Genomic DNA, 22,538 nt, shown 5'->3' on the forward strand with positions numbered 1-22,538 from the left:
TTATAGTTTGGTACCTTTAAAGATATAACATTTTTCCAATTGGCCTGCTGATTTCAAATTTTAAGGAGACTGTAACATTATTCTTGAATCAATTCAAAACAGTTTCTTAGTCTTTAGTTTTTCACCACAGATTACACAGATTAATAAAATTATTTTCTCTGTGTCCGTGGTTTGGTTAATAATAAATTGTTCAAATCTGTGTAATCTGTGGTGCACCTTGATTACGTGAGCAAAGTTACGCATTCCGCCCCGCATGGCAATGGATTTGAAACGGGTGGGTGTAAAAATCTGTTAACGAAAAGCGGATATTTTACATATTTTACTATAATCCGTTGAGTATGTGTTATTTATGGAAAACGCTGATGAATATTTTAGAATATCCGTTTATTGTAATTGTCATTTGTAAGACACCAGTGCAGGTGTCTACTTGTCAGGAAAACACTTGACCAGTCATTCAGGTTTAACCGCCGAATGTGTCTACTGATTTTAGGAAAAGACATTGCCTTATGGAAATTGAAAATGGAAAATTGAAAATTACGGTGCCGCATGGATAATTTTCAACTTTCAATTTTCAATTCTCAATTTTAAATTATAAGAACCATGAGCCTATATCTTCCCTTCCAGCCAAGCGTCGATCAGCCTGCGGGCGATGCTGAGTTTCTTCGGTATCTCCGGCAAGCGGTCTTTATGGTAGAATGCGCCTGCATTCAGCTCCTCGTCCTGCAAATGGATATCGCCGCCCGCATACTCCGCCACGTAGCCCACCATGATGCCGCTGGGATAGGGCCACGGCTGGCTGGCAAAATAGCGGATGTTCTTGATGGCAAGCCCCGTCTCTTCCATCACCTCGCGGCGCACGCACTCTTCCAGCGTCTCGCCCGGTTCGAGGAAGCCTGCCACCAGCCCACGGAACGTGCCCCGGAAGTTGCGCGCGTGCACCAGCAGCACCTCGTCCTCGCCCCGCTTGATGAGCACGATGATGGCAGGCGAGATGCGCGGATAAATCTCTTGGCCGCACTGAGGACACCGCTTGGCGATGCGTGCCGTCTGCACCGTCCGCACACCGCAACGGGGACAGAAGCGGCTGTTCAGGTCCCATGTCAATATCTGCGATGCCGTCCCCGCCATCCGGTACTCCTCGAAGGGCAGCACGTCGAACGAGGCACGCAGGTCTTTCATCATCCGCGGTCCGTCCTCGCCTCCCGCTACGGGTTCCGACAGAGCGAACGCGCGTGCGGGATGTCCGCCCAAGGTGCCTATCTCGTGTACGGTATTTCCTTCGGGCACCGCCACCGGAGGTTCCGTGCCGCAGGGAATATGCCACCCGCCGGCTTGTTTCTCAATCAATACCTGGCTGCCGAAGAAGGCGAACCAAGCGTATGTTTCTTCTTGCATTTCTTTATATATTTATGAACACAGAGACACAGAGGCACAGAGTTTTTATTTATAGGGAGTTAGAAGGAGTTATGCCTTCGGCAGGAGTTAAACGCCAATAGTCTTGTGTATTGGCTTCTAACTCCCTTTAACTCCCTGAAATAACTCCCTTTTAACTCCTTGAAAATAAAGACTCTGTGCCTCCGTGCCTCTGTGTTCCATTAAAACATTAAACATTTTTCATTGTAAGCTGGATGCGTTTGCGCTCCATGTCTACGCTCAACACCCGCACGCGCACTTGCTGGTGGATGCTGACCACCGTGGTAGGGTCGCTCACGAAACGGTCCGCCATTTGCGAGACGTGGACCAAGCCACTCTCCTTGATGCCGATGTCGACGAAGCACCCGAAGTTGGTGATGTTCTTCACGATGCCCGGAAGCTCCATGCCTTCGCGCAGGTCGGCGATGGTACGCACGTTGGGGTCGAAACGGAAGGCTTCTAACTTCTTGCGCGGGTCGCGTCCCGGCTTCTCCAACTCCTGCATAATGTCGGTCAGCGTGGGGATGCCTACCGTATCGGTCACGTAATCCGCTATCCGGATGCGCTCACGAAGCGAACGGTCGGTTATCAGGTCGGAGACGGAACATTTCAGGTCCTTCGCCATCCGTTCCACCACGGAATAGCTTTCGGGATGCACCGCCGAATTGTCCAAGGGATTATCGGCACCGGGGATGCGGAGGAATCCGGCACATTGCTCGAACGCCTTGGCTCCCATGCGCGGCACGTTCATCAGTTCCTTGCGCGAGCGGAAAGGCCCGTTGGCGGTGCGGTAGTCCACGATGTTCTGCGCCAATGCCGGTCCCAAGCCCGACACGTAGGTGAGCAAATGGCGGCTGGCGGTATTGACATTCACGCCCACTAAGTTGACACAACTCTCCACCGTTTGGTCGAGTGCCGCCTTCAGCTGGGTCTGGTCCACATCGTGCTGGTACTGCCCTACACCGATAGACTTGGCGTCAATCTTCACCAGCTCGGCAAGCGGGTCGATAAGTCTGCGCCCGATAGACACCGCCCCGCGCACCGTGACATCATAGTCGGGGAACTCCTCGCGGGCAATCTTCGAAGCCGAATAGATGGACGCCCCGTCCTCGCTCACCACAAACGTATCTACGGGATGCGCAAAGCGGAGGGAGGAGACGAACTGCTCGGTCTCGCGGCTTGCCGTCCCGTTTCCGATGGCTATCGCCTCTATCCGGTATTGCTCCACTAATGTAGCGAGCTTGCGTGCCGCCGCCTGAGGCTCGGACTTCGGCGGATGCGGATAAATGACATCATTATGCAGCAACGCGCCTTGCGCATCGAGACACACCACCTTGCATCCCGTCCGGAATCCGGGGTCGATGCCCATCACCCGCTTCTGCCCCAAAGGCGGAGCCAACAACAGCTGGCGGAGATTTTCGGCAAACACACGGATGGCTTCCTCGTCGGCACGCTCCTTGCTGGATGCCGCAAACTCGGTCTCGATAGCGGGCTTGAGCAAACGCTTGTAGGCATCGCCTACCGCCTCCGCCACCTGCTCCGAACAAGCTCCCGTGCCCCGCACATACCGGCGCTCCAAGCGTTCTACGCACGCATCGTCTTCGGCTGGGGCAATGCTCACCTTCAAGACACCTTCCGACTCGCCCCGGCGCAAAGCTAACAAGCGGTGGGAAGTGCAACGCTTCAGGGGTTCGGAGAAATCGAAATAGTCGCGGTACTTCAAAGCCGCCTCGTCCGACTCTTTCCCTTTCACCGCCTTCGAGGTGATGATCGCTTGGCGGGCGAACTGGGTACGCACCACGTTGCGCGTCTGCTCGTCCTCGCTCACCTGCTCGGCTATGATGTCGCGCGCGCCCCGCAAGGCATCGTCCTCGTCCTTCACGTCCCCTTTCACAAACGCGCGCACCTTCGCTTCCAAGTGATTCTCGCGCTGCATCAAGAGCAACGCTGCCAAAGGTTCCAATCCCTTTTGGCGTGCCATTTCGGCACGTGTCTTCCGCTTGGGCTTGTAAGGCAAATAGATGTCTTCCAGTTCCGTAGCGTCCCAGCACGCATCAATTCTCGCCCGAAGTTCGGGAGTGAGTTTCCCCAATCCCTCTATCGTGGTGAGCACGGTTTCCTTGCGTTTCGCCAACTCGCCCAGCTTCTCGTTGCGTGCCTGTATCTCGCCTATCTGCACCTCGTCCATGCCTCCCGTCGCCTCTTTCCGATAGCGGCTGATGAAGGGAATGGTGGCTCCTCCTTCGAGGAGCTTCAATGTATTTTCTACCCGATGCACCGGCAATTTCAATGCCTGTGCAATCCTTTCGCTAAATCTTTCCATTGGTTTGTTTTTCGTTTTCGGAGGGCAAAGATAGGATTTTTTTCACCACAGATTACATTTTCACCACAGATTACACAGATTAAATAAATTATTACAAAAATATAGAACATCGCACCTTGTCACGCTGGATTTGTAATCCGGCGTAACAAAGAATTGAATTAATTATTTTAATCCGCGTATTATTTTAATCCGTGTAATCTGTGGTGAAAAACTAAACTCACCGGTAGAAGTGAAGTTCGTTCTCCAGCTTCCGCACACGCTCCTGAAGGTTTTCTATCCGCCGGAGCAAATGGCGGATGGCATCGATGCCTTCGATGTTGATAGACAAATCGTAATAGAGGTGCGTATAGCGTTCCAGTTCGCCTAATTGGGAAGCGGGGAAACAATCCGTGTCGTCTATCATCTCCACATCAATCAGTCCGCCTTCGCCCAACATCCGGACAAAATCCGGCTCGATGTCACACCGGGTACAATAATCGTTTATGATAATCAAATCGGTTTGCATAATCTTTAAGTTTTTGAGTTTCAACATAAACATCACGCTTCTTTTTGCAGTTGGCGGAACAATTCTTTTTGATGCTCCGTGAGCGAAGTCGGGATGGTTATGTGATACGTTACAATCAAGTCTCCGAACGTGCCTTCTTGCTTATAGACCGGGAAACCTTTGCCTTTCAGGCGCACCATGGCATCGTTTTGCGTGCCCGGACGCACCTTCAGCTTCACTTGCCCGTCGAGCGTGTTCACGGTGACCTCTCCGCCCAATACGGCGGTATAAAGGTCGATAGTGACGTTGGTATAAAGGTCGTTCTCCTTCCGTTTGAACACGGGGTCATCGCTTATCACGAACGTGATGTACAAATCCCCGTCCGGTCCTCCGTTGGCACCCTTTCCTCCGTGTCCTTTCAATTTAATTACTTGCCCGTTTGCCACACCTGCCGGTACGGTGATGCGGAGCGTCTCGCCTCCCACGGTGAACGTCTGCTTGTGCGTGACCGCGGCTTCCTGAAGCGTAAGCTGAAGCTCCGCCTCGATATCCTGTCCGCGAAACGCGCCTTTGCCTCGTCCGCCCGCGGCTCCTCTATGCCCGAACAATTCCTCAAAGAAATCGGAGAATCCGCTGGCGTTTCCGCCGAATCCGTGCATGTCCGCTCCTCCGAAGCCACCGGTGAAGTGCTGCCCGTCGGTAGAATACCAATACTCCGCGCCTCCCGTTCCGCTTCCGCCTTGATAAGCCTTCCGCTGGGCTTCAAACTCATCGGCGTGTTTCCAGTTCTCCCCGTAAGCGTCATATTTCTTACGCTTCTCAGGGTCGCTCAATACCTCGTTGGCTTCGTTTATCGCCTGAAACTTCTCCTTCGCGCCCGGGTCGTTCGGATTCAAGTCTGGGTGATACTTACGCGCCAGCTTACGGTATGCCTTCTTGATATCGTCCTGAGTTGCCGTTTTGTCAACTCCTAAGATGTTGTAATAGTCTATGTAAGCCATATAGTCAGTTGTTTTTTTACGTTAAGGGAGAGCAAAGTATATGCCAAAAGCATTATTTTAACTATCTTTGCACTGATATATTAGTCGAACACAGAGACACAAAGACACGGAGTCTTTTTCATTCTTATTTCTCTGTGCCTCTGCGCCTCTGTGTTCGATTAAATCTATGTAGCATCACTGACAATTTGTCATAATATATCGAAACTTATGAACATCCGCATCTGCCTTATGGCATTACTCAGCGCAGGAAACCTGCTTGGCACATACGCCGCAGAACCCGAAGAAACCACTATCAAGCTCTTGGAGACCAGCGATGTGCACGGAGCTTATTTCCCCTACGACTTCATCACCCGCCAACCCTTGAAGGGAAGCTTGGCACGCGTATCGACCTACCTCAACGAACAACGCAAGCTATACGGCGAGGGAAATGTCTTGCTAATGGATAACGGAGACATCCTGCAAGGGCAACCCGTGGCTTATTATTATAACTTCATCGACACCGCTTCTACCCACGTATGCGCGGCAATGCTGAACTACCTGAAATACGACGTGGGAAACATGGGGAATCACGACATCGAAACGGGTCATGCCGTGTACGACCGCTGGACGAGCCAATGCCGCTTCCCTATGTTGGGAGCCAACATCATCGACCGGAACACAAACGAGCCTTACCTCCCGCCCTACCGGGTATTGGAACGGGACGGAGTGCGCATCGCCGTATTAGGCATGATTACCCCAGCCATTCCCTCATGGCTTCCCGAAACAATGTGGAGCGGACTCCGCTTCGAGGACATGGAAACCTGTGCCCGGCGTTGGGTGGAAGCCATCCGCAAGAAAGAACACCCCGATGTACTGGTCGGGCTTTTCCACGCGGGTCCCGAAGGAAACCTACTGGATAACGTAATCGAAAACGGGTCGGAAGCCGTGGCACGCAACGTTCCGGGCTTCGATGTCGTCTTCATGGGGCACGACCACCGCCGTTTGTGCAAGAAAATACAAAACGCGGCAGGCGACTCGGTGCTTCTCATCAATCCCGCCAATGCCGCACGCACCCTTGCCGACGTGACCCTGAAAATCACCCGCAAGGACGGGCGCATCGTAAGCAAATCGGTAGAAGGACGGCTTGCGGATGTGACTTCGCTCCCCATAGACCAAGCGTTCATGGACACATTCGCCCCGCAATACCAAGCCACCCTCGACTTCGTATCACGCAAAATAGGAAGCATCCGAAGCACCATCACCACCCGCAATGCCTTCTTCGGTCCCTCGGCATTCATCGACCTGATTCACCAACTCCAGCTCGACATCACGGGAGCCGACATTTCCTTCTGCGCCCCGCTCTCGTTCAATGCCGAAATCAAGGAAGGCGACATCTACATGAACGACATGTTCAACCTCTACAAATACGAGAACCTGCTCTACACGATGCGCCTCACGGGACACGAAATCAAAGGTTTCCTCGAAATGTCGTATGCCTTATGGACCAACCAAATGCAATCGCCCGATGACCACCTGCTCTTGCTCAACGAAAAAGACGAAGGCTTCGGACGCCTCAAGAACCCCAGCTATAACTTCGACTCGGCGGCGGGCATCCTCTATACGGTAGACGTTACCCAGCCCGAAGGCAAGAAAATCACCATCACCGGCTTAGCGGACGGTACTCCGTTCGACCTCAACCGCACCTATACCGTAGCCGTCAATTCCTATCGGGGCAACGGAGGAGGAGACCTGCTCACCAAGGGAGCGGGCATTCCGAAAGAAGAATTGGCAAGCCGCATCGTCTTCTCCACCGACAAAGACTTGCGCTATTACCTGATGGAACGCATCGAGAAGGCAGGTACGCTCGACCCGCATCCCCTCAACCAATGGCGTTTCGTCCCCGAAGAATGGGTAAAGCCAGCCGCCGAACGCGACCGGAAAGTGTTGTTTGAGTGAATATTTTCATTCTAAAAGAGTGATTACTCATAATAAAGAATTATATTTGCATTCTATTCCTCCCTACATTATGCATTGGACTTTGGCTGGTGCGGGATAAAAAGAAAGGAGTTAAGTATGGAAGCATTATTTATGTTTGGACTTGTATCGGCAATCGCTATTGTCGGAGGCTTGTATTTTTGGAGACAAGATAAAAAAGAAGCACATAAAAGAGAACATTCTATTGAGTAACACGTTCAAATCCATCCCTATCCTGATAGGAACCTGCCTCACCCTCGCTTCGTGCGCCACCGCCTCGTTCTCGAAATACAAAGGAGTGGGGCGCATCAAGCAATACGAGATCCGTAGCGGACAAGTGCCCGACTCGTTCGACGGGTTCCGCATCGCCTTCGCGTCCGATTTCCATTACGAAAGCCGATTCGACTCCAAACGATTAGAAGGAGGCGTCCGTGCCCTGCAAGCCACCGATGCCGACATCCTTCTCTTAGGAGGAGACTATCGCGGACGGGAAGGAGGAGACATGGAAGAGCTTTTCACGGCATTGGCACGGGTGAAGACACCATACGGCACCTACGCCGTAATGGGGAACCACGAGCAGGGCGAATCAGACTCCTTAGTGCGTCGGGCTATGGCACATACGGGAGTACGTCTATTAGAACACCAGACGGACACCCTGCGCAAAGGAAACGAATACATCCTGCTATGCGGCATCCGCAATCCTTTCGACCTGAAACGGAATGGCATATCGCCCACCCTCTCCCTCCGTGCGGAAGATTTCGTGGTGATGTTAGTGCATACCCCCGACTATGTAGAAGATACCGATGTATCGAACACCGACCTTGCCTTGGCAGGACACACCCACGGCGGACAAATCAGCCTCTTCAAGCGATGGACTCCGGCGCATTTCTCGAAATACGGAAACCGCTTCCTTACGGGATTGAAGCATAACTCGCAAGGCATCCCCATTATCATCACCAACGGGCTGGGCACCTCACGCAAGGACATCCGGCTCTTTACGCCAAGCGAAGTGGTGCTGGTGATACTCAGGCGAAAGTAAGAATCACTCCACCTCTTCTATACAGAAATCATTCACCGTAACGCCAGCCGTGTATTTTACTTCTCCATTATCATTAATACTATACCCGTTTGCACGCATGATAATCCGTACCGCCATACCATCATTGGCACGCAAGAGATATTCTCCTTTATGCCTCTGTTCATTTATCGTGTACCACATCGCGTTTTGCCCATACTGCACCTCCACATAGCTCCCTTCCGTATCATAATCCCATGCAATGCGATAATCTGCCGTTTCGCCCCGATGAAACGTAAAGGCACACGCACTTTCACTATATTCTACATAAGAAAGTTCTGTCACTTCTTCGGGGTAAAAATTCAACACAACCACTTGTATAGAATCTGTCCACGATACATTATTTATCGTGTACGTCTCAAAAGTCTCCCCCAAATGCTTTTTCTCTATCGGAACATATTCGATTTCCTCTTCACTACAAGCGCAGACACATGCGAATAAAAGACTTGCAATAAAACCTAATAGTTTCTTCATTTTTCCAGATTATTTGTACGCCACGAAATTAAATGCTCCCGCGCACTCCGCCAAAAACTATCAGCCAACCGGATAATTCTATCGACAAAAAAAGCGATATTTATAACGAAGCATTTCCAACACGAGATAACTTACAAAATCAACGCAATTGTCTGCAAAATCTTCCGGTTCGCCGATTCTTTTTGCAAAAAAGTACCCATCCTTTTACTTTTGCCCCATATTTAAAATAAGAACAGACAAATGAATACCTTACAAAAACAACGGATTCTCGAGCATACGATTTATGCCATAATCGCCTTGCTGATTTTCGCCACACCCATCATTAACGCTTTATTAATGAAATACCAAACCAATGACAAAAGCCATATCGCTCCCGCCACGCTCGACACATGGATTATCACTTGTCCGTTCCTCTTCCTCTTTTTAATAAATAACTATATACTGATTCCACTCCTGTTATTAAAGAAGCGGTATGCCGGATACATAACCGCTGTAATACTCATCATCCCCTTATTGTTCATCATCGTTCCCGAACTGATCGGATTGTTCCACTTGGAAGACATCACCCGCCAACCTTCCCGGTTAATGCCTCTGCCTCCTCCTGCCCTGCCCAACGAAGACATACACGGTTCTCCGTTCCCGCCTTTCATTACGTTCACCCATATCTTGATAGCCGTATTATTGATAGGGTTCAATATCGCCATCCGGCTTTTCCTGAAGTCGCTCCATGATGATGAAACCCTGAAAGAACTGGAACGCGAACGCCTGAAAGCCGAATTGAAATACCTGAAGTACCAACTGAACCCACATTTCTTTATGAATACGCTGAACAATATCCATACCCTGATAGAGTTCGACAAAGGAAAAGCGCAGAAAAGCATCATCGAACTTTCGAAACTAATGCAATACATGCTCTACGAAGCCGACAAGAGTTTCGTATTGTTGGCAAAGGAAGTGCAATTCTTAGAAAATTACCTGAAGCTGATGCAATTGCGTTATACCGATAAGCTTCGTGTCACTTTCTGCACCCCATTTATTATCCCCGAAGTGCAGGTGCCTCCCCTGCTTTTCATATCATTGCTAGAAAACGCTTTCACCCACGGCATCAGCCATAACGAAGAATCATTCATCGAAGCCCATATAGGCACCGAGGGGAATACCGTCTATTTCACTTGCAAGAATAGCCTCGCCTCCCACACGTCCGAAAGCCGGCACCAAGGCATAGGCTTGCCCAATATACAAAAGCGGCTCAACCTGCTTTTCGGAAATGACTATACCCTGAACGCCGAAGAAAAAGACAACCAATATCACGTACTCTTAATTATCCCCGCACAATGATGAACTGCATAATCCTCGACGATGAGCCGTTAGCCTTGCTCAAGCTCTCGGAATACATCAGGCAAATCCCGTTCCTGACATTGGAAAAAGCTTGTATGGAAACACAAGAAGCCCAAGCCCTGTTGGAGGAGAAAAACATTGACCTGCTATTTACCGACATCGACATGCCGGGCATGAACGGCATTGAGTTTATCCGCTCGCTTGCCCGTCCGCCAATGGCCATCTTCACCACCGCTTACCCTTCGTTTGCCATCGATGGCTTCAAGCTAAATGCCGTAGACTATCTATTGAAACCCTTCGAATTCGAAGATTGCTTGCGTGCCGCCCAAAAAGCGCAAAAGATGAAAGAACTCAACCAGTCCTTTTCAAAGTCTAATCAATCGGATTACACTGAAACCCTTTTCGTGAAAAGCGACTATAAAGTGGTGCGCATCGACATCGAAAGCATCAAGTACATCGAAAGCATGAGCGAATATGTACGTATCTATATCGAAGGAAAGGAAAAACCCGTCATCACCCTCAATAGCCTGCAAAAATTAGAGGCACGCTTGCCTCCCCACTTCATGCGCGTACACCGTTCGTACATCGTCAATTTGCAGAAAATCACGGAAATATCCCGCCTCCGTATCTGTTTCGATGATAAGAAACTGATACCTATCGGCGACAACTATAAAGAAAAGGTGATGAATTACATCGCACGCTATGGCATGCTATGAAAAAACGAGCATAGTCAATAATGAACAATGAATAGTTAATAATGGCAAGCAGGAAACACCTACCGTTATTAACTATTCATTATTAACTATCAACTAAATCAGATTCCCAAAGACTTCTTAACGGCTTCCACTTTTTCAAGAGCCGCATTGGTCTCGCGCGCATAGCACTTCGGACATCCCATTTCGCCTTTCACTTCCACGTAGAACTTAATCTTCGGTTCCGTACCCGACGGACGTACAGACACCTTCGTGCCGTCTGCGGTAAAGTACTGAAGCACGTTCGAAGTTTCGGGCATATCCAGATCGGTCACGTTGCCCTTGCCATCCGTAGCCTTCAAGGTCTTGTAATCCTTAATCATTACGATTTCCGAACCGCCTAATTCCTTCGGAGGACACGCACGGAAATTATCCATCATCGCCTTGATTTCGTCCGCGCCGCTCTTGCCCGGCTTCACTACGTTTACGGTCACTTCTTTCGAGAATCCGTATTCCAAGTAAACTTCCATCAGGATGTCATACAAAGTCTTGCCCTGGTCTTTTGCCCACGCGCAGATTTCAGCCAAGAGCGAGCAAGCCGATACCGCATCCTTATCGCGCACGAAGTCTTCTGCCAAGAATCCGTAGCTTTCCTCGCCTCCGCCGATGTATTGCTCCTTGCCTTCACGCAAGCGGATTTCACGGGCAATCCATTTGAATCCGGTATAGCAATCCAGCATCTTGATGTGGTTCTTTTCAGCCACCTTGCGGATAACCTCTGTAGTCACAATGGTCTTCACAATAAACTCGTTGCCCTTCATCTTGCCCATGGCGATGCGGTTCTTGATGATGTAATACAAGAAAATCAAGCAAGTCTGATTACCGTTAATCAATACCCATTCGCCCTTATCGTCCTTGCAAGCCATGCCTACACGGTCCGCGTCGGGGTCGGATGCCATTACGATGTCGGCATCGATGCTCTTAGCCAAGTTGATAGCCATGGTCAAAGCTTCCGCGTTTTCCGGATTCGGAGACACCACCGTGGGGAAATCGCCGCTCTTCACCATTTGCTCGGGCACGCAATGTACGTTCTCGAATCCCCAAAGCTTCAGCGATTGCGGGATAAGCATCATGCCCGTACCGTGCAACGGAGTGTAGACAATCTTCAAGTCTTTCTGGCGCTTGATGACTTCGGGGTCGATAGAAATGCCGTGCACTTGTTCCAGATACACATCATCGATATCCTTGCCGATAATCTGAATCAAGTCTTTGTTGCCCTGGAACTTGATGTCGTTCACCGTTACCTTGTTCACTTCGTCGATGATGCCCTTATCGTGCGGAGCAAGCACTTGCGCACCGTCATCCCAATAAGCCTTATACCCGTTGTATTCGCGCGGATTATGTGAAGCCGTAATGTTGATACCGCTTTGGCATCCCAAGTGGCGGATAGCGAAAGACACTTCGGGAGTCGGACGCATATCGTCGAACAGATATACCTTGATGCCGTTAGCCGAGAAAATATCAGCCGATATTTCCGCAAACTTACGGCTATTGTTCCGGCAATCATGACCCACTACAACCGAAATCGAATCTCTTCCCGCAAAGTTCTTGTTCAAATAGTTCGCCATACCTTGCGTAGCAGCTCCCACGGTATAAATGTTCATACGGTTAGAGCCTGCGCCCATGATGCCGCGCAAACCGCCTGTACCGAATTCCAAGTCCTTATAGAACGCATCGATAAGCACGTTCTTATCAGGATTTTCCAAAATCTGTTTCACTTCAGCTTGGGTTTCAGCATCGTAAGCAGGGGTCAGCCAGCCCTGAGCCTTTTCAGTGCAAAGTTTGATCAATTCTTCGTTTTCCATGATGTTAATGAATTATTTAAGTTAGTAATATCCACATTATACATTTTCACACCCCAAATATAAAAGATTCATTCTAAATATCCTAACTTTAAACCTTTTTTTTATTCAGACTCATGTAATTGATTTAAAAAGACAAACGCATAGTGCACCGAATACCTCTTTTCTGAATGTCGGGGTTATCGCGGTAATTCAAGCGCCAGACATAATCGATGCGCAAGAACTTGAAAATATTCTCAATACCTACACTTGCTTCCATATAAGGCGTACGCCCCAACATCGAAGTCTCTGCCGGGAATTGATACAAACCTTCGCCTCCATACGCCAGATTGTTCTTATCGGTGAGATGTCCCCATAACCCACGGAAACAAAATACCTCCCGCCATTTCAGTTTCTTTATCAACGGAATGCGATTGAACAGGTTCCCGTTCATGTAGTACGTGATGTCCCACGAAGCATACTCATCGTTGATGAACTCCATGGCATTCATATTGGTATAAGTTTCCGGCTGAATGGTGTACGTAAGATTGGCATTGGGCAAAATCAGCAAAGGATAAGGCACTTTGTTCCAAATTTTCCCTGCTTTCACTATCACATCCAAATAACCGAATGCCGAAAACCAAAAACGTTTCTGCATACCGATGTCCGTACGCTGGTAAGTATAAGAAGAACCCAACAAGCCTTTCTTCGCCATGACATGGCTCAGATTGAATATCAACGCATCGTAAGTTATCGGGACACGTTGTGTACGGGTCTGGTAGAATTTCTCGTCCTTTCCATAGCGCAACTTGATTTCAAGTTCCGTCATGTCGTAATGGTCTACCGAAGTTGCATTGTCGTCCGCTCCAATGCGGTTGAAAGGAGCGTAGGGCGTAGCATATTCCCGAAAATTACGTAAGACCAACCCGTAAGAGAAGCCGTTATAATGCTCGCGGGTATACGTAAGCTCGGCACGGCGCAAATACGTGGCATGCGTGTCTTTTTTCCTCCGGATAGCCAACATCACATTATCCTTGCTGGTGTACATGTAATTTTGCCCCAACTTATTGATGTCGTACATATATTCGAAACGGAGCGAATGAATGGGGTAGTCTAACCGATAGGTGGCACGCGGCGTGAAAGAATATTCCACCAAACCGTCATACTTCAGCTTATGGTCGCGTGTGCCGTATGCCATATATCCCTCTAAAAACCAATGCTTATTGAATACCGGCGTAGTTCCTCCTCCTATCCGGAAACGTGCCCCTTCAATCGCATTTCCGTTAATGGTGCTGTTCATTGGTCCCAAATCAAACTGATTCTTACGCGGGTCTTTATTGGTAGGGATATAGCCCGATACCAAAGTCGTAACGACTTTTTCCGTTATGTAAAAGACAGGGACGGAACGAAGACGCGCCATCAATTTTTCTACCGAGTTGGGGTTCTTTTTACGGGCAAGCTCCGGACGGTTGGCTTCCCAAAAGTCATCTTTCCGGTTGTAAGCCTCCTGCTGGGTTATGACCGGCGCACTTGCTTCAAAGATACGGGCTTCCTCTCCGGAGGGAGGAAGAAAAGAGTGGTTGCTATATAAAATCAACCGCTGGGCATACATCCCTTTCGTTTTCTCGCTCAACTTAAAGTTCACCCGTATATCGTCTTTCGTCAACAAACGGGTATCATCCGGAGTGCGCTCGAAAGTCTGCTCTATCGTCATGCCCGACACAAAGTTCAAGTTTATATCCTTTCCACATTCAGAATCACCCGTTTCACAAAATAGGTGGAATCGAGCGTCACATACAAATGCCCCGTAAACCCGAACGATTCGGAATTGAAAGGCACGAAACCTAAATCGACGCAAGGCTGGCCTGCCACTTCAAGCGTATCGAGCAGGTAATATTTATAAAAACCCGGCCCAATGGTAGAAAGCGGACTTACGAAGCGTTGCAGGAATAAAGGGATGTTATTCCGGAAGATGTCCACCTCTTGGAAAGCCTCATCCAAGAACTGCCGGATTCCATCGCGCGAGAACACTTCATCCACCCCCGATGATTTGCTTCCGGTAACCAACCTTTTCTCCGAACGGGGCGAATGGCGGTAATATACCTTCTCCACCCGTTCTTTCTCCGACACGGGCAAGATAGTGGTGCCCACCTCTAAGGTATCGATAAAATCCTTCACAAAGCTGAACTTGCCGTTCTTCTTCTCCTTCGGCTGGAATTCGTTCATCGCGAACACCATTTTCTCGTATTGGTCATAACTATAATAATCATGATGACGCGGGTCATTACTTTCCCTCCGCTCGATGACTTGCTTCACAAAACGCACCGCCGGATTATCCCTCCTACGGTAATGTTCACGACCGGGCTTGATTACGACCTCATTCAATACCACATCGGAAGGGACAAGAGTGATGCGCAAAATCATGGCCTTCCCCGGAACGGCCTTCACTTTCTTGGTGTTATATCCTAAGAAAGAGACCTCCAACACAATGTCCTTTCCTGAAGCAGAAAGAGAAAAGTTACCATTCCCGTCCGTCATGACACCTTTACCGGTATCTTCCAACGACACGGAAGCGTATGGCAAAGGACCTCCGTCTATGGAGTCGACCACGATGCCCCTTATTTGTGACACTTGCCCGCATACGCCCATCGCCATACACAAGGCAAGCGTGAAACCGATTATTCTCTTTCTTATTCCGAACATCACTTACTAAATCTCATTATTTAAATACCCTCACCATATCAGGTATAAAGTCCTCCATTCACTGATATCACCTCACCTGTAATATATCCGGCTTCGGACGATACCAGGAAGCCGACCAAAGCAGCCACTTCTTCGGGAGTACCGAAACGATGAGCCGGAATGGCCTTTACCAGTTCAGCCTCATCCAATCCTTCCGTCATATCTGTACGGATAAAGCCCGGCGCCACCGCATTCACGGTTATGCCTTTCCGTGCCACCTCTTGCGCCAACGCTTTTGTAGCGGCTATCAGTCCACCCTTTGCCGCCGAATAGTTGACTTGCCCCGGCATTCCCTTCAGTCCGCTCACACTGGCTAAGCTCACGATACGCCCCCACTTATGAAACATCATCGGCTGAAGCAAAGGCTGGGTCACATTATAAAAACCATCCAAAGCGATTCCCAATACTTTATCCCAATCTTCGGCGGGCATCAAAGCTAAGATATTATCACGACGGATACCCGCATTGTTCACCAACACCTGAATGTAATCATCCGGGTGAGCGTCTTTCCATGCCTCCAGTACCTTAGCGGTTTGCGCCCTGTCACTTACATCAAACGGCAAGATTTCGCCATCCGACCCGGCCTCCCGGATAAGTCGAAGTGTTTCTTCCGCTTCAACCATACGGCTCACACAATTAACCAACACATAAAAACCCATCTGCGCCAACCGGACAGACACAGCTCTTCCGATTCCCCGGCTTCCACCAGTTACTAACGCATATTTTATCTTTCCTTTTTCCATATACGATTTTACTCCTTATTATATATTACTTAATGAATGTCCGCAATTAGCCAACGTAGGGGCGGGGTTAGCCCGCCCGTATGCGTCCTTGCGGATGTTTTCGGGCAGGCAAACCCTGCCCCTACAGGTTATTGGTAAAATGCGGACATTCATTTATTACTTACCTTCCACAATATGCCTCCATATCCAGTCGCGCCCTAAAACCTCGGCACACGTAAATAAGGCAGTCTGAGTAACCCCTTGCACCCCATGCATCATCAGGCTTTGCCCGGTCAGATACAAATTGGGAAACGGTGTACGTGGAGACAATAATACTTCCAACGGATTTCCGGCATCTTTCCGAACACCATACGCCGAACCTTCCGGAGCTTGCAGATACCCGGCATACGTAAGTGGTGTGCTTATATAACGTTGTTCCACCGCATCGCCCAATCCAGGCACCACCGTTTCCGCCAAAACCATACATGCATCGGCAATCCGTTCTTTCCAAAGCAAATAATCCTCACCTCGTTTTCCTATTTCCGTTTGCACCCAAGGCAAACATTCTTCCCACAAAAACGGAGTCAGCAAATCAATCTGCCGCGCATAGGCTCCGTCTTCCGGCACCCTACAACTTATCATAACCCGGTCTATTTCACCTGGAGAGGCCGAAGACCAGACATCCGCTTTCCGATACACATAACGGTTGTAATTAAAATACCGGAGCTCATCAGGTTTCAACACCAACGAAACGGTAAACACGCCAAACGTGTTCGTTTGTCTGAAAATACGGTTCCGGTAAGCTGGCTTCAGCAACCCGTCTTGCTTTATCATCCGGCATACCAAAGCGGGATGAATGGCTCCGATGAAAACATCACCCTCGTATGTATTACCGTCTGTACAACGGACACGGACAATACGATGCCTTTCTCCTATCAATTCTTCCGCCCCGGCACGACACTTCACTTCTCCTCCCTGCTTGCGGATGCCTTCTGCCAACGCACCGGTCAACAGGGAACCGCTTCCCTTCAATCGCCAACTGCTTCCGACATATCCGCTATTGCCATGTAAAAAAGTAAACAAAGGTAATGAGGATTTCCGCAACTCCATTTTAAGCGAAGCACCGCTTACGGCATCAATCAAACCGGTATCCCGAAACGATTGGCATAAATATTGGTAAGCGTTGGTCTCACATAAAGACGAGGCAAAATCATCTTCCTGACATTCCGGATTCAATCCGTCCAACTGGCGGCTTTCGGTTTCACTCAATAACGAAGCGTATTGCTTCAAGGCTTCTTTTTCATTCGGAAAATCTTCAGCCAACCGAAGGGCAAAATTATCATAACCTTGCGATAACGCATACTCGCGTCCGGCTACGGTAATACGGTCGAATGTTTCATCCATCCGGTGCCAGGGAAGCGAATCCAAACCCAAATACTCGAATACACGATACAAAGGTTGTCCCTTTTCCAAACCGCCTACATAATGAAATCCGGTATCAAACTTCAATCCATTCCTCCGATAACTCTGAAGACATCCTCCCGTCTGCCTTCCCTGTTCCAATACCAACACCGATTTCCCGGCACGAGCCAAAATATATCCGCATTCCAGCCCGCCAAGTCCGCCACCTATCACAATTACATCATACTTCATGACTCCGATACCTTCTCATCCTTCCGTTTCATCTCTCCCTTGTACTCCATATAGGTACGTTCGGTATCATACAATCGGGCTTGCACCGCCCAACGTGACTCGCCTAATCATTGGATATGCATACGGATGTCCAGTTCAGAACAAAATTCAGGAGAAGCTACCGCCGTCATCCGGCATTGCTTGATGGTATCGATAGCCAACTTTACGCCGACCGCTTCCTCCATACATTCTTTCAGCATCCCTATATGGCATACGCCCGGACAAATCGGACGAGCGGGGAAATGCCCCCGATACACATCGCATCCGGGCAACAGCTCAACATGAAACGAGGCTTCGTCCCCTCCATAGTGGGCACTCCACTCCTTATAATATGTACCTCTTAACCGCATATCACGCTATGTTTTATCTGACAATTTCATTTGCGTTTCCGCTATAAGTTCGCTCCCTACCCGGGTTTCTCCATGCACCAACGTGATGCCTTCCACTTCCATTTCAACCGTTATTACGGTATGCAAGGTTTCTCCCACTGCCGGACAACGGTAACACCGGAACTTCTTTACCTCTCCGATATATCGTACCTCCGGCTCCGAAACTCCTGCCAAAGCCGCCTTATATCCGAATAAAGCCGAAGCCGACTGGGCAATGTGTTCTATTACCCCTATTTCCGCCAACCTTCCGTCTGCTTCCAAGAAGAAATTATCCTCCCGTATGCAGAAAAGGGTTCCGGCACTATCGCCTTCCACCCTTTCCAAACGGTCTACCATCAATATCGGTTCTCTTTGAGGTATCAGCCTTGTTATTTCAAACGATATCATGCGGATGGCTGGTGAGACTCGATATAATCGTACAAATCATTAAATGTCACGATGGTTCTCAAGTCGGTTACCGGTATTTTCACTTTATAATTTTGCTGGATAAGCGCTACCAGATCCACCAGGCTCAAGCTGTCCAGTGAAAGCGTATCCTTTACATTGGCATTCGAAGTAAAAGCTTCGGCGTCTACCTCAAACTCTTCAGCCAACAAAGCGTTGACTTTTTCTATAATTTCATTACGTGTCATAGTAAAATGTTTTTATTTATTGTTCTTCTAATTACAAATCCTTCACAATCAATGTAGAGTTCGTTCCTCCAAATCCGAATGAGTTAGACAAAAACATATCGAAATGTATTTCTTGGGTTTCGGGCAATACATGAATGCAAGCCGTATCTTCATCGGGATGTTCGAAATTGATATTCCCGGCTATGAAGCCGTTCTTCATCATCAGAATGGAATAAATCAGTTCGCTGGCTCCCGCCATCCACATCTCGTGTCCGGTCTGGCTTTTGGTTGAAGTCACCGGAACAGATAACCCGCCGAATACTTGTGCTATCGCTTGGGCCTCGCGCGCATCACCGATACGGGTAGAAGTTACGTGCGCATTGATATAACCAATCTGTTCCGGCTGTACATTGCCATTCTTCAGGCAAAGCTCCAGTGAACGTGCAGGCCCTTCTATATTGGGGGTAGAAATATGACTTCCATTTCCCGAAAAGCCCCAACTGACTATCTCGGCAAGAATCGGAGCGCCACGTTTTACGGCATGCTCACAACTTTCCACTATCAATGTAGCAGCTCCTCCACCCGGAACCAATCCGTCACGGTCCCGGTCGAATGGACGGCTTGCTTTCTCTGGTGCGTCTTCACAAACCGAAAACGACTGAATGCCATCGAAAGCAGCAACACTATACAGATTGGCTTCCTGAGCCCCTCCGCACACCACGCAATCCTGAAGCCCGTTCCGTATAAGCAGATAAGCCAGCCCTACCGAGTGCGAACCCGAAGCACACGCCGCCGATGCCGTCAGATTGATGCCTTTCAGGTAAAACAAACATGCCAGGTTCATAGTCACCGTAGAATTCATCGACTGGAATATGGCACCGCTTCCACACGCCGCCGTATCGTGAAATTCACGGAATTTATCCAAAGCATGCATGGTGGCTTCTGCCACCGAATCATTTCCATAAATAATGCCCACCTCGTAGCTATCTATGTAATCCTGCTCTAACTTCGCGTCCGCCAGTGCGGTACGTGTAGCCATATAAGCATATTGAGCTTCTTCGGGCATAAACTGGCGCAAGTTGCGCGACACAAAAGGTTTCAAGTCCGGATGTTCTATCTTGGCGCATAGCGACGAACGGAACCCCAAGTCTTTGCGTTCCTGGCTAAAAACGATGCCGCTCTTTCCTTTATATAAAGCATTGCGAACCTCGTCTAACGTATTTCCCAAGCACGACCAAATGCCCATACCTGTAATAACAACTCTTCTTTCCATGTATCACTCCTCTTATTCTATTTTTTTCGTATAACACCGACGCCTTTTTACGAGCGACGGATGCAAAGGCTTCCATTGGGAGAGTTCTTTCACATTCGTCTCCAATTGCGGACCTGTTTCCGCCCACGTAAAATGGTATTGATTATAAATCGGAATCAAATCATCAAAAAACAAGGCATTCACTCCCAACCCTTGGTAATCGGGCCGGACAGCTATCAGATAAAGCTCAACCTTCTCTTCGTGCTTCCATTTCAAAGCCCGGAGCAAACGCAACCAGCCCAAAGGAAACAATTTCCCGTCCGTCCGGCACAAAGCTTCCGACAAGCTGGGCATCGTAATCGCCACGCCTATCAATTCGCCTTGTTCGTTTTCGACAATCGGAAGCAAGTTTTTGTCTATCAAAGGCAAATAACGCTTTAAGTAATCATCAATTTGCCTGTCCGACAATTCCGTATATCCAAACAGAGGAGCATAAGCAGCATTCAATAACTGAAACACTTTCCTGCCATATCCTCGTTTCGAAATATCCTCATTGGTCAGCTTACGCACATGAAGCCCGAACATTTCTTTCGACAATTTTGCCACACGGGCATATTTAGCCGGCACTTCGGCAGGCACCTTGATACGGATTTGCACCCAATCGACCGCCTTTTCATATCCCAAAGCCTCCAGATGTTCGGGATAATACGGATAATTATAAATGGTAATCATGGATCCCAACTGGTCGAAATCTTCTACCAACATTCCTTCTTTATCAAAGTCGAAAATGCCCATCGGTCCCTGAATCGTATCCATTCCCCGCTCTTTCCCCCATTGCTCTACCGCATGAAGCAAAGCCGAAGAAACTTCCCGGTTGTCTACAAACTCAATAAAGCCAAACCGGACGTTACGTGTATGCCATTTCTCGTTGGCACGGTGATTGATAATGCCGGCAATCCGGCCCACGACCTGACCTTCAGCATCGTAGGCGACAAAAGCCTGAATATCGGAGAAGTCAAGTCCGGCGTTCTTTTTCTTGTCAAAGGTATCCTGAATATCCGAATCCAAATCCGGAACATAATAAGGACACCCTGTATAAAGGTCATGAGGGAATCTTATGAAATCCTTCATCTCTTACCTTGTCTGTACCTTTTTTATCTTCATATCTTTCATCATGCCAGCGAAATTATAAAATCACTATCTGACGGCAAAATGCAAAAGAGATATGGAAGATTTTTATCGGACAAGAGGACAAATTCTATAAACGCAGGGGCAAAAGGCATGGCTCAGCCATTCCAATAAGCATTCGACATAACTGCAACTACATTCATACCCATTGCCAATCATTTGACTTGAGCAACGAATATAGCTGCATCGACAAACGCACCTATCTGTAATCAAGGTAGCATCATCTGTAATTCATTTACAATATATATGCGGAGAATTGTTTATTTTTGCACCATAGAAAATAACGCTAAAACAAGAAATATACTATGCAACTGATTAAAGACAAAGAATTCGGAGGCGAACGCCCCTTGTTCGCTTCACACGACCTCCATCTGGATAACGTAATTATCCGCGAAGGAGAATCAGGCATCAAGGAATGCAGCAACATCATAGCCACCAATTGCCGGTTTGAAGGGAATTATCCTTTCTGGCACGTACACGGCTTTACTATCGATCATTGCTATTTTGCCGTAGGCGGACGTTCCGCTTTGTGGTATTCCGACCATCTGACAATGAAAGATACTGTCATTGATGCTCCGAAGATGTTTCGCGAGATGAACGACATCGATATAGAAAACGTACAAATGAACGATGCCGACGAAGTGTTCTGGCGTTGCAACCGAATCCGTGTGAAAAACCTTAAACTGCACGACGGAACTTATCCGTTCATGTTCAGCAATGATATTTATGTAGACGGACTGGAAAGCGATAGCAAATATGTATTCCAATATGTGAAGAACGTAGAAATACACAATGCCAAGATTACCACCAAAGACGCTTTCTGGGAAGTGGAAAACGTTACTATCTACGATTCGGAACTGAATGGTGAATACTTAGGCTGGCACTCGAAAAACCTGCGCTTGGTAAATTGCCACATCTCAGGCGAACAACCGCTTTGCTATGCCGAGGATTTAGTGCTGGAGAATTGTACCTTCGATCCCTCATGCGACCGTGCTTTTGAATACAGCACCCTGAACGCTGATATCCGCGGCGCAATTACCAACATCAAAAACCCGACATCAGGCCGTATCATAGCGGACAGCATCGGTTCCATCACACTGGATGAGAATATCAAAGCTCCAGCCAACTGCGTGATAGAAGAAAGAAGCAAATAAAGGACGTTCCATACAACAGATACCAACCTAACAATCGGCACGGACATAACCGGTTATGTCTGTGCCGATTGCATATTACAGACTCTTAGAAGCTGTTTTGAATTTCTCCAAAAAGTTTTTCTTGGCTTGATGTATCCGTTTTCGTGTGTGCTTTGGGCGATTTTTTGGTCCTTTTCGCTCCTGTTCTTCGTCAG

At 48.5% G+C, this 22,538-nt stretch carries 18 protein-coding genes and 1 pseudogene; 5 read left to right on the top strand and 14 right to left on the bottom strand.

All coding sequences use genetic code 11. From position 1 onward, the window contains the following. Positions 1-606: 606 nt before the first annotated feature. The 4 genes from nudC to B5F91_RS13490 form a co-directional block, all read right to left on the bottom strand. On the bottom strand, positions 607-1,395 hold the full coding sequence (gene nudC, locus B5F91_RS13475; RefSeq protein WP_087429577.1) for an NAD(+) diphosphatase: 789 nt from the start codon (positions 1,393-1,395) through the stop codon (positions 607-609). Positions 1,396-1,603: 208 nt separating this feature from the next. Continuing rightward, positions 1,604-3,736: a Tex family protein gene (locus B5F91_RS13480; RefSeq protein WP_087429578.1), complete on the bottom strand. Its 2,133-nt coding sequence runs from the start codon at positions 3,734-3,736 to the stop codon at positions 1,604-1,606. Positions 3,737-3,953: 217 nt separating this feature from the next. Further along, the gene (locus B5F91_RS13485; RefSeq protein ID WP_087429590.1) at positions 3,954-4,241 is read right to left on the bottom strand and encodes a chaperone modulator CbpM; all 288 of its coding nucleotides are present in this window, start codon (positions 4,239-4,241) and stop codon (positions 3,954-3,956) included. A 32-nt stretch (positions 4,242-4,273) separates the two neighbouring features. Then, the gene (locus B5F91_RS13490) at positions 4,274-5,221 is read right to left on the bottom strand and encodes a J domain-containing protein (RefSeq protein ID WP_087429579.1); all 948 of its coding nucleotides are present in this window, start codon (positions 5,219-5,221) and stop codon (positions 4,274-4,276) included. Between the two features lie 207 nt (positions 5,222-5,428). Between B5F91_RS13490 and B5F91_RS13495 the strand changes: the two genes are divergently transcribed. Together B5F91_RS13495 and B5F91_RS13500 are read left to right on the top strand one after the other, a co-directional pair. Beyond that, positions 5,429-7,156, top strand: coding sequence for a 5'-nucleotidase C-terminal domain-containing protein (locus B5F91_RS13495; protein WP_087429580.1), 1,728 nt, complete (start codon positions 5,429-5,431; stop codon positions 7,154-7,156). 223 nt (positions 7,157-7,379) lie between these two features. After that, positions 7,380-8,213, top strand: coding sequence for a metallophosphoesterase (locus B5F91_RS13500; RefSeq protein WP_087429591.1), 834 nt, complete (start codon positions 7,380-7,382; stop codon positions 8,211-8,213). Positions 8,214-8,216: 3 nt separating this feature from the next. On the opposite strand, the gene B5F91_RS13505 is transcribed toward B5F91_RS13500, so the two are convergent. Further along, a complete protein-coding gene (locus B5F91_RS13505) occupies positions 8,217-8,723 on the bottom strand; it encodes a hypothetical protein (protein WP_087429581.1) in 507 nt (168 codons plus the stop codon). Positions 8,724-8,963: 240 nt separating this feature from the next. On the opposite strand from B5F91_RS13505, the gene B5F91_RS13510 reads away from it, so the two are divergent. Further along, positions 8,964-10,061, top strand: a complete 1,098-nt coding sequence (locus tag B5F91_RS13510; protein WP_087429582.1) for a histidine kinase — start codon at positions 8,964-8,966, stop codon at positions 10,059-10,061. Further along, positions 10,061-10,777 (top strand): LytTR family DNA-binding domain-containing protein, encoded by a 717-nt coding sequence (locus B5F91_RS13515; protein WP_162611714.1) that lies wholly within the window; start codon positions 10,061-10,063, stop codon positions 10,775-10,777. The genes B5F91_RS13510 and B5F91_RS13515 overlap by 1 nt, the downstream gene beginning before the upstream one ends. 98 nt (positions 10,778-10,875) lie before the next feature. Here B5F91_RS13515 and B5F91_RS13520 read toward each other — a convergent pair whose 3' ends face one another. From B5F91_RS13520 to B5F91_RS13555, 9 genes and pseudogenes are all read right to left on the bottom strand, one after another. Continuing rightward, complete coding sequence (locus B5F91_RS13520; RefSeq protein ID WP_087429584.1) at positions 10,876-12,618, bottom strand: phospho-sugar mutase; 1,743 nt, start codon at positions 12,616-12,618, stop codon at positions 10,876-10,878. Between the two features lie 124 nt (positions 12,619-12,742). Beyond that, positions 12,743-15,288, bottom strand: a pseudogene (locus tag B5F91_RS13525) (DUF5686 family protein). Positions 15,289-15,335: 47 nt separating this feature from the next. Beyond that, positions 15,336-16,064 carry a 3-oxoacyl-ACP reductase FabG gene (gene fabG, locus B5F91_RS13530; RefSeq protein WP_087429592.1) on the bottom strand — a complete coding sequence of 243 codons (729 nt, stop codon included), beginning with the start codon at positions 16,062-16,064 and terminating at the stop codon, positions 15,336-15,338. A 171-nt stretch (positions 16,065-16,235) separates the two neighbouring features. Next, entirely contained in the window at positions 16,236-17,711 is a 1,476-nt protein-coding gene (locus tag B5F91_RS13535) for an NAD(P)/FAD-dependent oxidoreductase (RefSeq protein ID WP_087429585.1), read from the bottom strand. A 107-nt stretch (positions 17,712-17,818) separates the two neighbouring features. Beyond that, positions 17,819-18,100 carry a beta-hydroxyacyl-ACP dehydratase gene (locus B5F91_RS15025; protein ID WP_144025129.1) on the bottom strand — a complete coding sequence of 94 codons (282 nt, stop codon included), beginning with the start codon at positions 18,098-18,100 and terminating at the stop codon, positions 17,819-17,821. A 6-nt stretch (positions 18,101-18,106) separates the two neighbouring features. Continuing rightward, the gene (locus B5F91_RS13540) at positions 18,107-18,526 is read right to left on the bottom strand and encodes a beta-hydroxyacyl-ACP dehydratase (protein WP_087429586.1); all 420 of its coding nucleotides are present in this window, start codon (positions 18,524-18,526) and stop codon (positions 18,107-18,109) included. Further along, positions 18,523-18,771 (bottom strand): acyl carrier protein, encoded by a 249-nt coding sequence (locus B5F91_RS13545; protein ID WP_087429587.1) that lies wholly within the window; start codon positions 18,769-18,771, stop codon positions 18,523-18,525. The genes B5F91_RS13540 and B5F91_RS13545 overlap by 4 nt, the downstream gene beginning before the upstream one ends. A 31-nt stretch (positions 18,772-18,802) precedes the next feature. Then, positions 18,803-20,023, bottom strand: coding sequence for a beta-ketoacyl-[acyl-carrier-protein] synthase family protein (locus B5F91_RS13550; RefSeq protein ID WP_087429588.1), 1,221 nt, complete (start codon positions 20,021-20,023; stop codon positions 18,803-18,805). Positions 20,024-20,035: 12 nt separating this feature from the next. Then, complete coding sequence (locus B5F91_RS13555) at positions 20,036-21,133, bottom strand: N-acetyltransferase (RefSeq protein ID WP_162611713.1); 1,098 nt, start codon at positions 21,131-21,133, stop codon at positions 20,036-20,038. Positions 21,134-21,495: 362 nt separating this feature from the next. On the opposite strand from B5F91_RS13555, the gene B5F91_RS13560 reads away from it, so the two are divergent. Next, positions 21,496-22,344, top strand: a complete 849-nt coding sequence (locus tag B5F91_RS13560) for a DUF3737 family protein (RefSeq protein WP_087429589.1) — start codon at positions 21,496-21,498, stop codon at positions 22,342-22,344. Positions 22,345-22,538 lie beyond the last annotated feature (194 nt).

The sequence above is a fragment of the Bacteroides sp. An322 genome (genome assembly GCF_002161765.1).
GTDB classification, from domain to species: Bacteria; Bacteroidota; Bacteroidia; order Bacteroidales; family Bacteroidaceae; genus Phocaeicola; species Phocaeicola merdavium.

Excerpts from the sequence above, each read along its gene's own strand:
- nudC (WP_087429577.1), bottom strand. The coding sequence starts at position 1,395 with ATGCAAGAAGAAACATACGCTTGGTTCGCCTTCTTCGGCAGCCAGGTA.
- B5F91_RS13480 (WP_087429578.1), bottom strand. The coding sequence starts at position 3,736 with ATGGAAAGATTTAGCGAAAGGATTGCACAGGCATTGAAATTGCCGGTG.
- B5F91_RS13485 (WP_087429590.1), bottom strand. The coding sequence starts at position 4,241 with ATGCAAACCGATTTGATTATCATAAACGATTATTGTACCCGGTGTGAC.
- B5F91_RS13490 (WP_087429579.1), bottom strand. The coding sequence starts at position 5,221 with ATGGCTTACATAGACTATTACAACATCTTAGGAGTTGACAAAACGGCA.
- B5F91_RS13495 (WP_087429580.1), top strand. The coding sequence starts at position 5,429 with ATGAACATCCGCATCTGCCTTATGGCATTACTCAGCGCAGGAAACCTG.
- B5F91_RS13505 (WP_087429581.1), bottom strand. The coding sequence starts at position 8,723 with ATGAAGAAACTATTAGGTTTTATTGCAAGTCTTTTATTCGCATGTGTC.
- B5F91_RS13510 (WP_087429582.1), top strand. The coding sequence starts at position 8,964 with ATGAATACCTTACAAAAACAACGGATTCTCGAGCATACGATTTATGCC.
- B5F91_RS13515 (WP_162611714.1), top strand. The coding sequence starts at position 10,061 with ATGAACTGCATAATCCTCGACGATGAGCCGTTAGCCTTGCTCAAGCTC.
- B5F91_RS13520 (WP_087429584.1), bottom strand. The coding sequence starts at position 12,618 with ATGGAAAACGAAGAATTGATCAAACTTTGCACTGAAAAGGCTCAGGGC.
- B5F91_RS13535 (WP_087429585.1), bottom strand. The coding sequence starts at position 17,711 with ATGAAGTATGATGTAATTGTGATAGGTGGCGGACTTGGCGGGCTGGAA.
- B5F91_RS15025 (WP_144025129.1), bottom strand. The coding sequence starts at position 18,100 with ATGCGGTTAAGAGGTACATATTATAAGGAGTGGAGTGCCCACTATGGA.
- B5F91_RS13540 (WP_087429586.1), bottom strand. The coding sequence starts at position 18,526 with ATGATATCGTTTGAAATAACAAGGCTGATACCTCAAAGAGAACCGATA.
- B5F91_RS13545 (WP_087429587.1), bottom strand. The coding sequence starts at position 18,771 with ATGACACGTAATGAAATTATAGAAAAAGTCAACGCTTTGTTGGCTGAA.
- B5F91_RS13550 (WP_087429588.1), bottom strand. The coding sequence starts at position 20,023 with ATGGAAAGAAGAGTTGTTATTACAGGTATGGGCATTTGGTCGTGCTTG.
- B5F91_RS13555 (WP_162611713.1), bottom strand. The coding sequence starts at position 21,133 with ATGAAGGATTTCATAAGATTCCCTCATGACCTTTATACAGGGTGTCCT.
- B5F91_RS13560 (WP_087429589.1), top strand. The coding sequence starts at position 21,496 with ATGCAACTGATTAAAGACAAAGAATTCGGAGGCGAACGCCCCTTGTTC.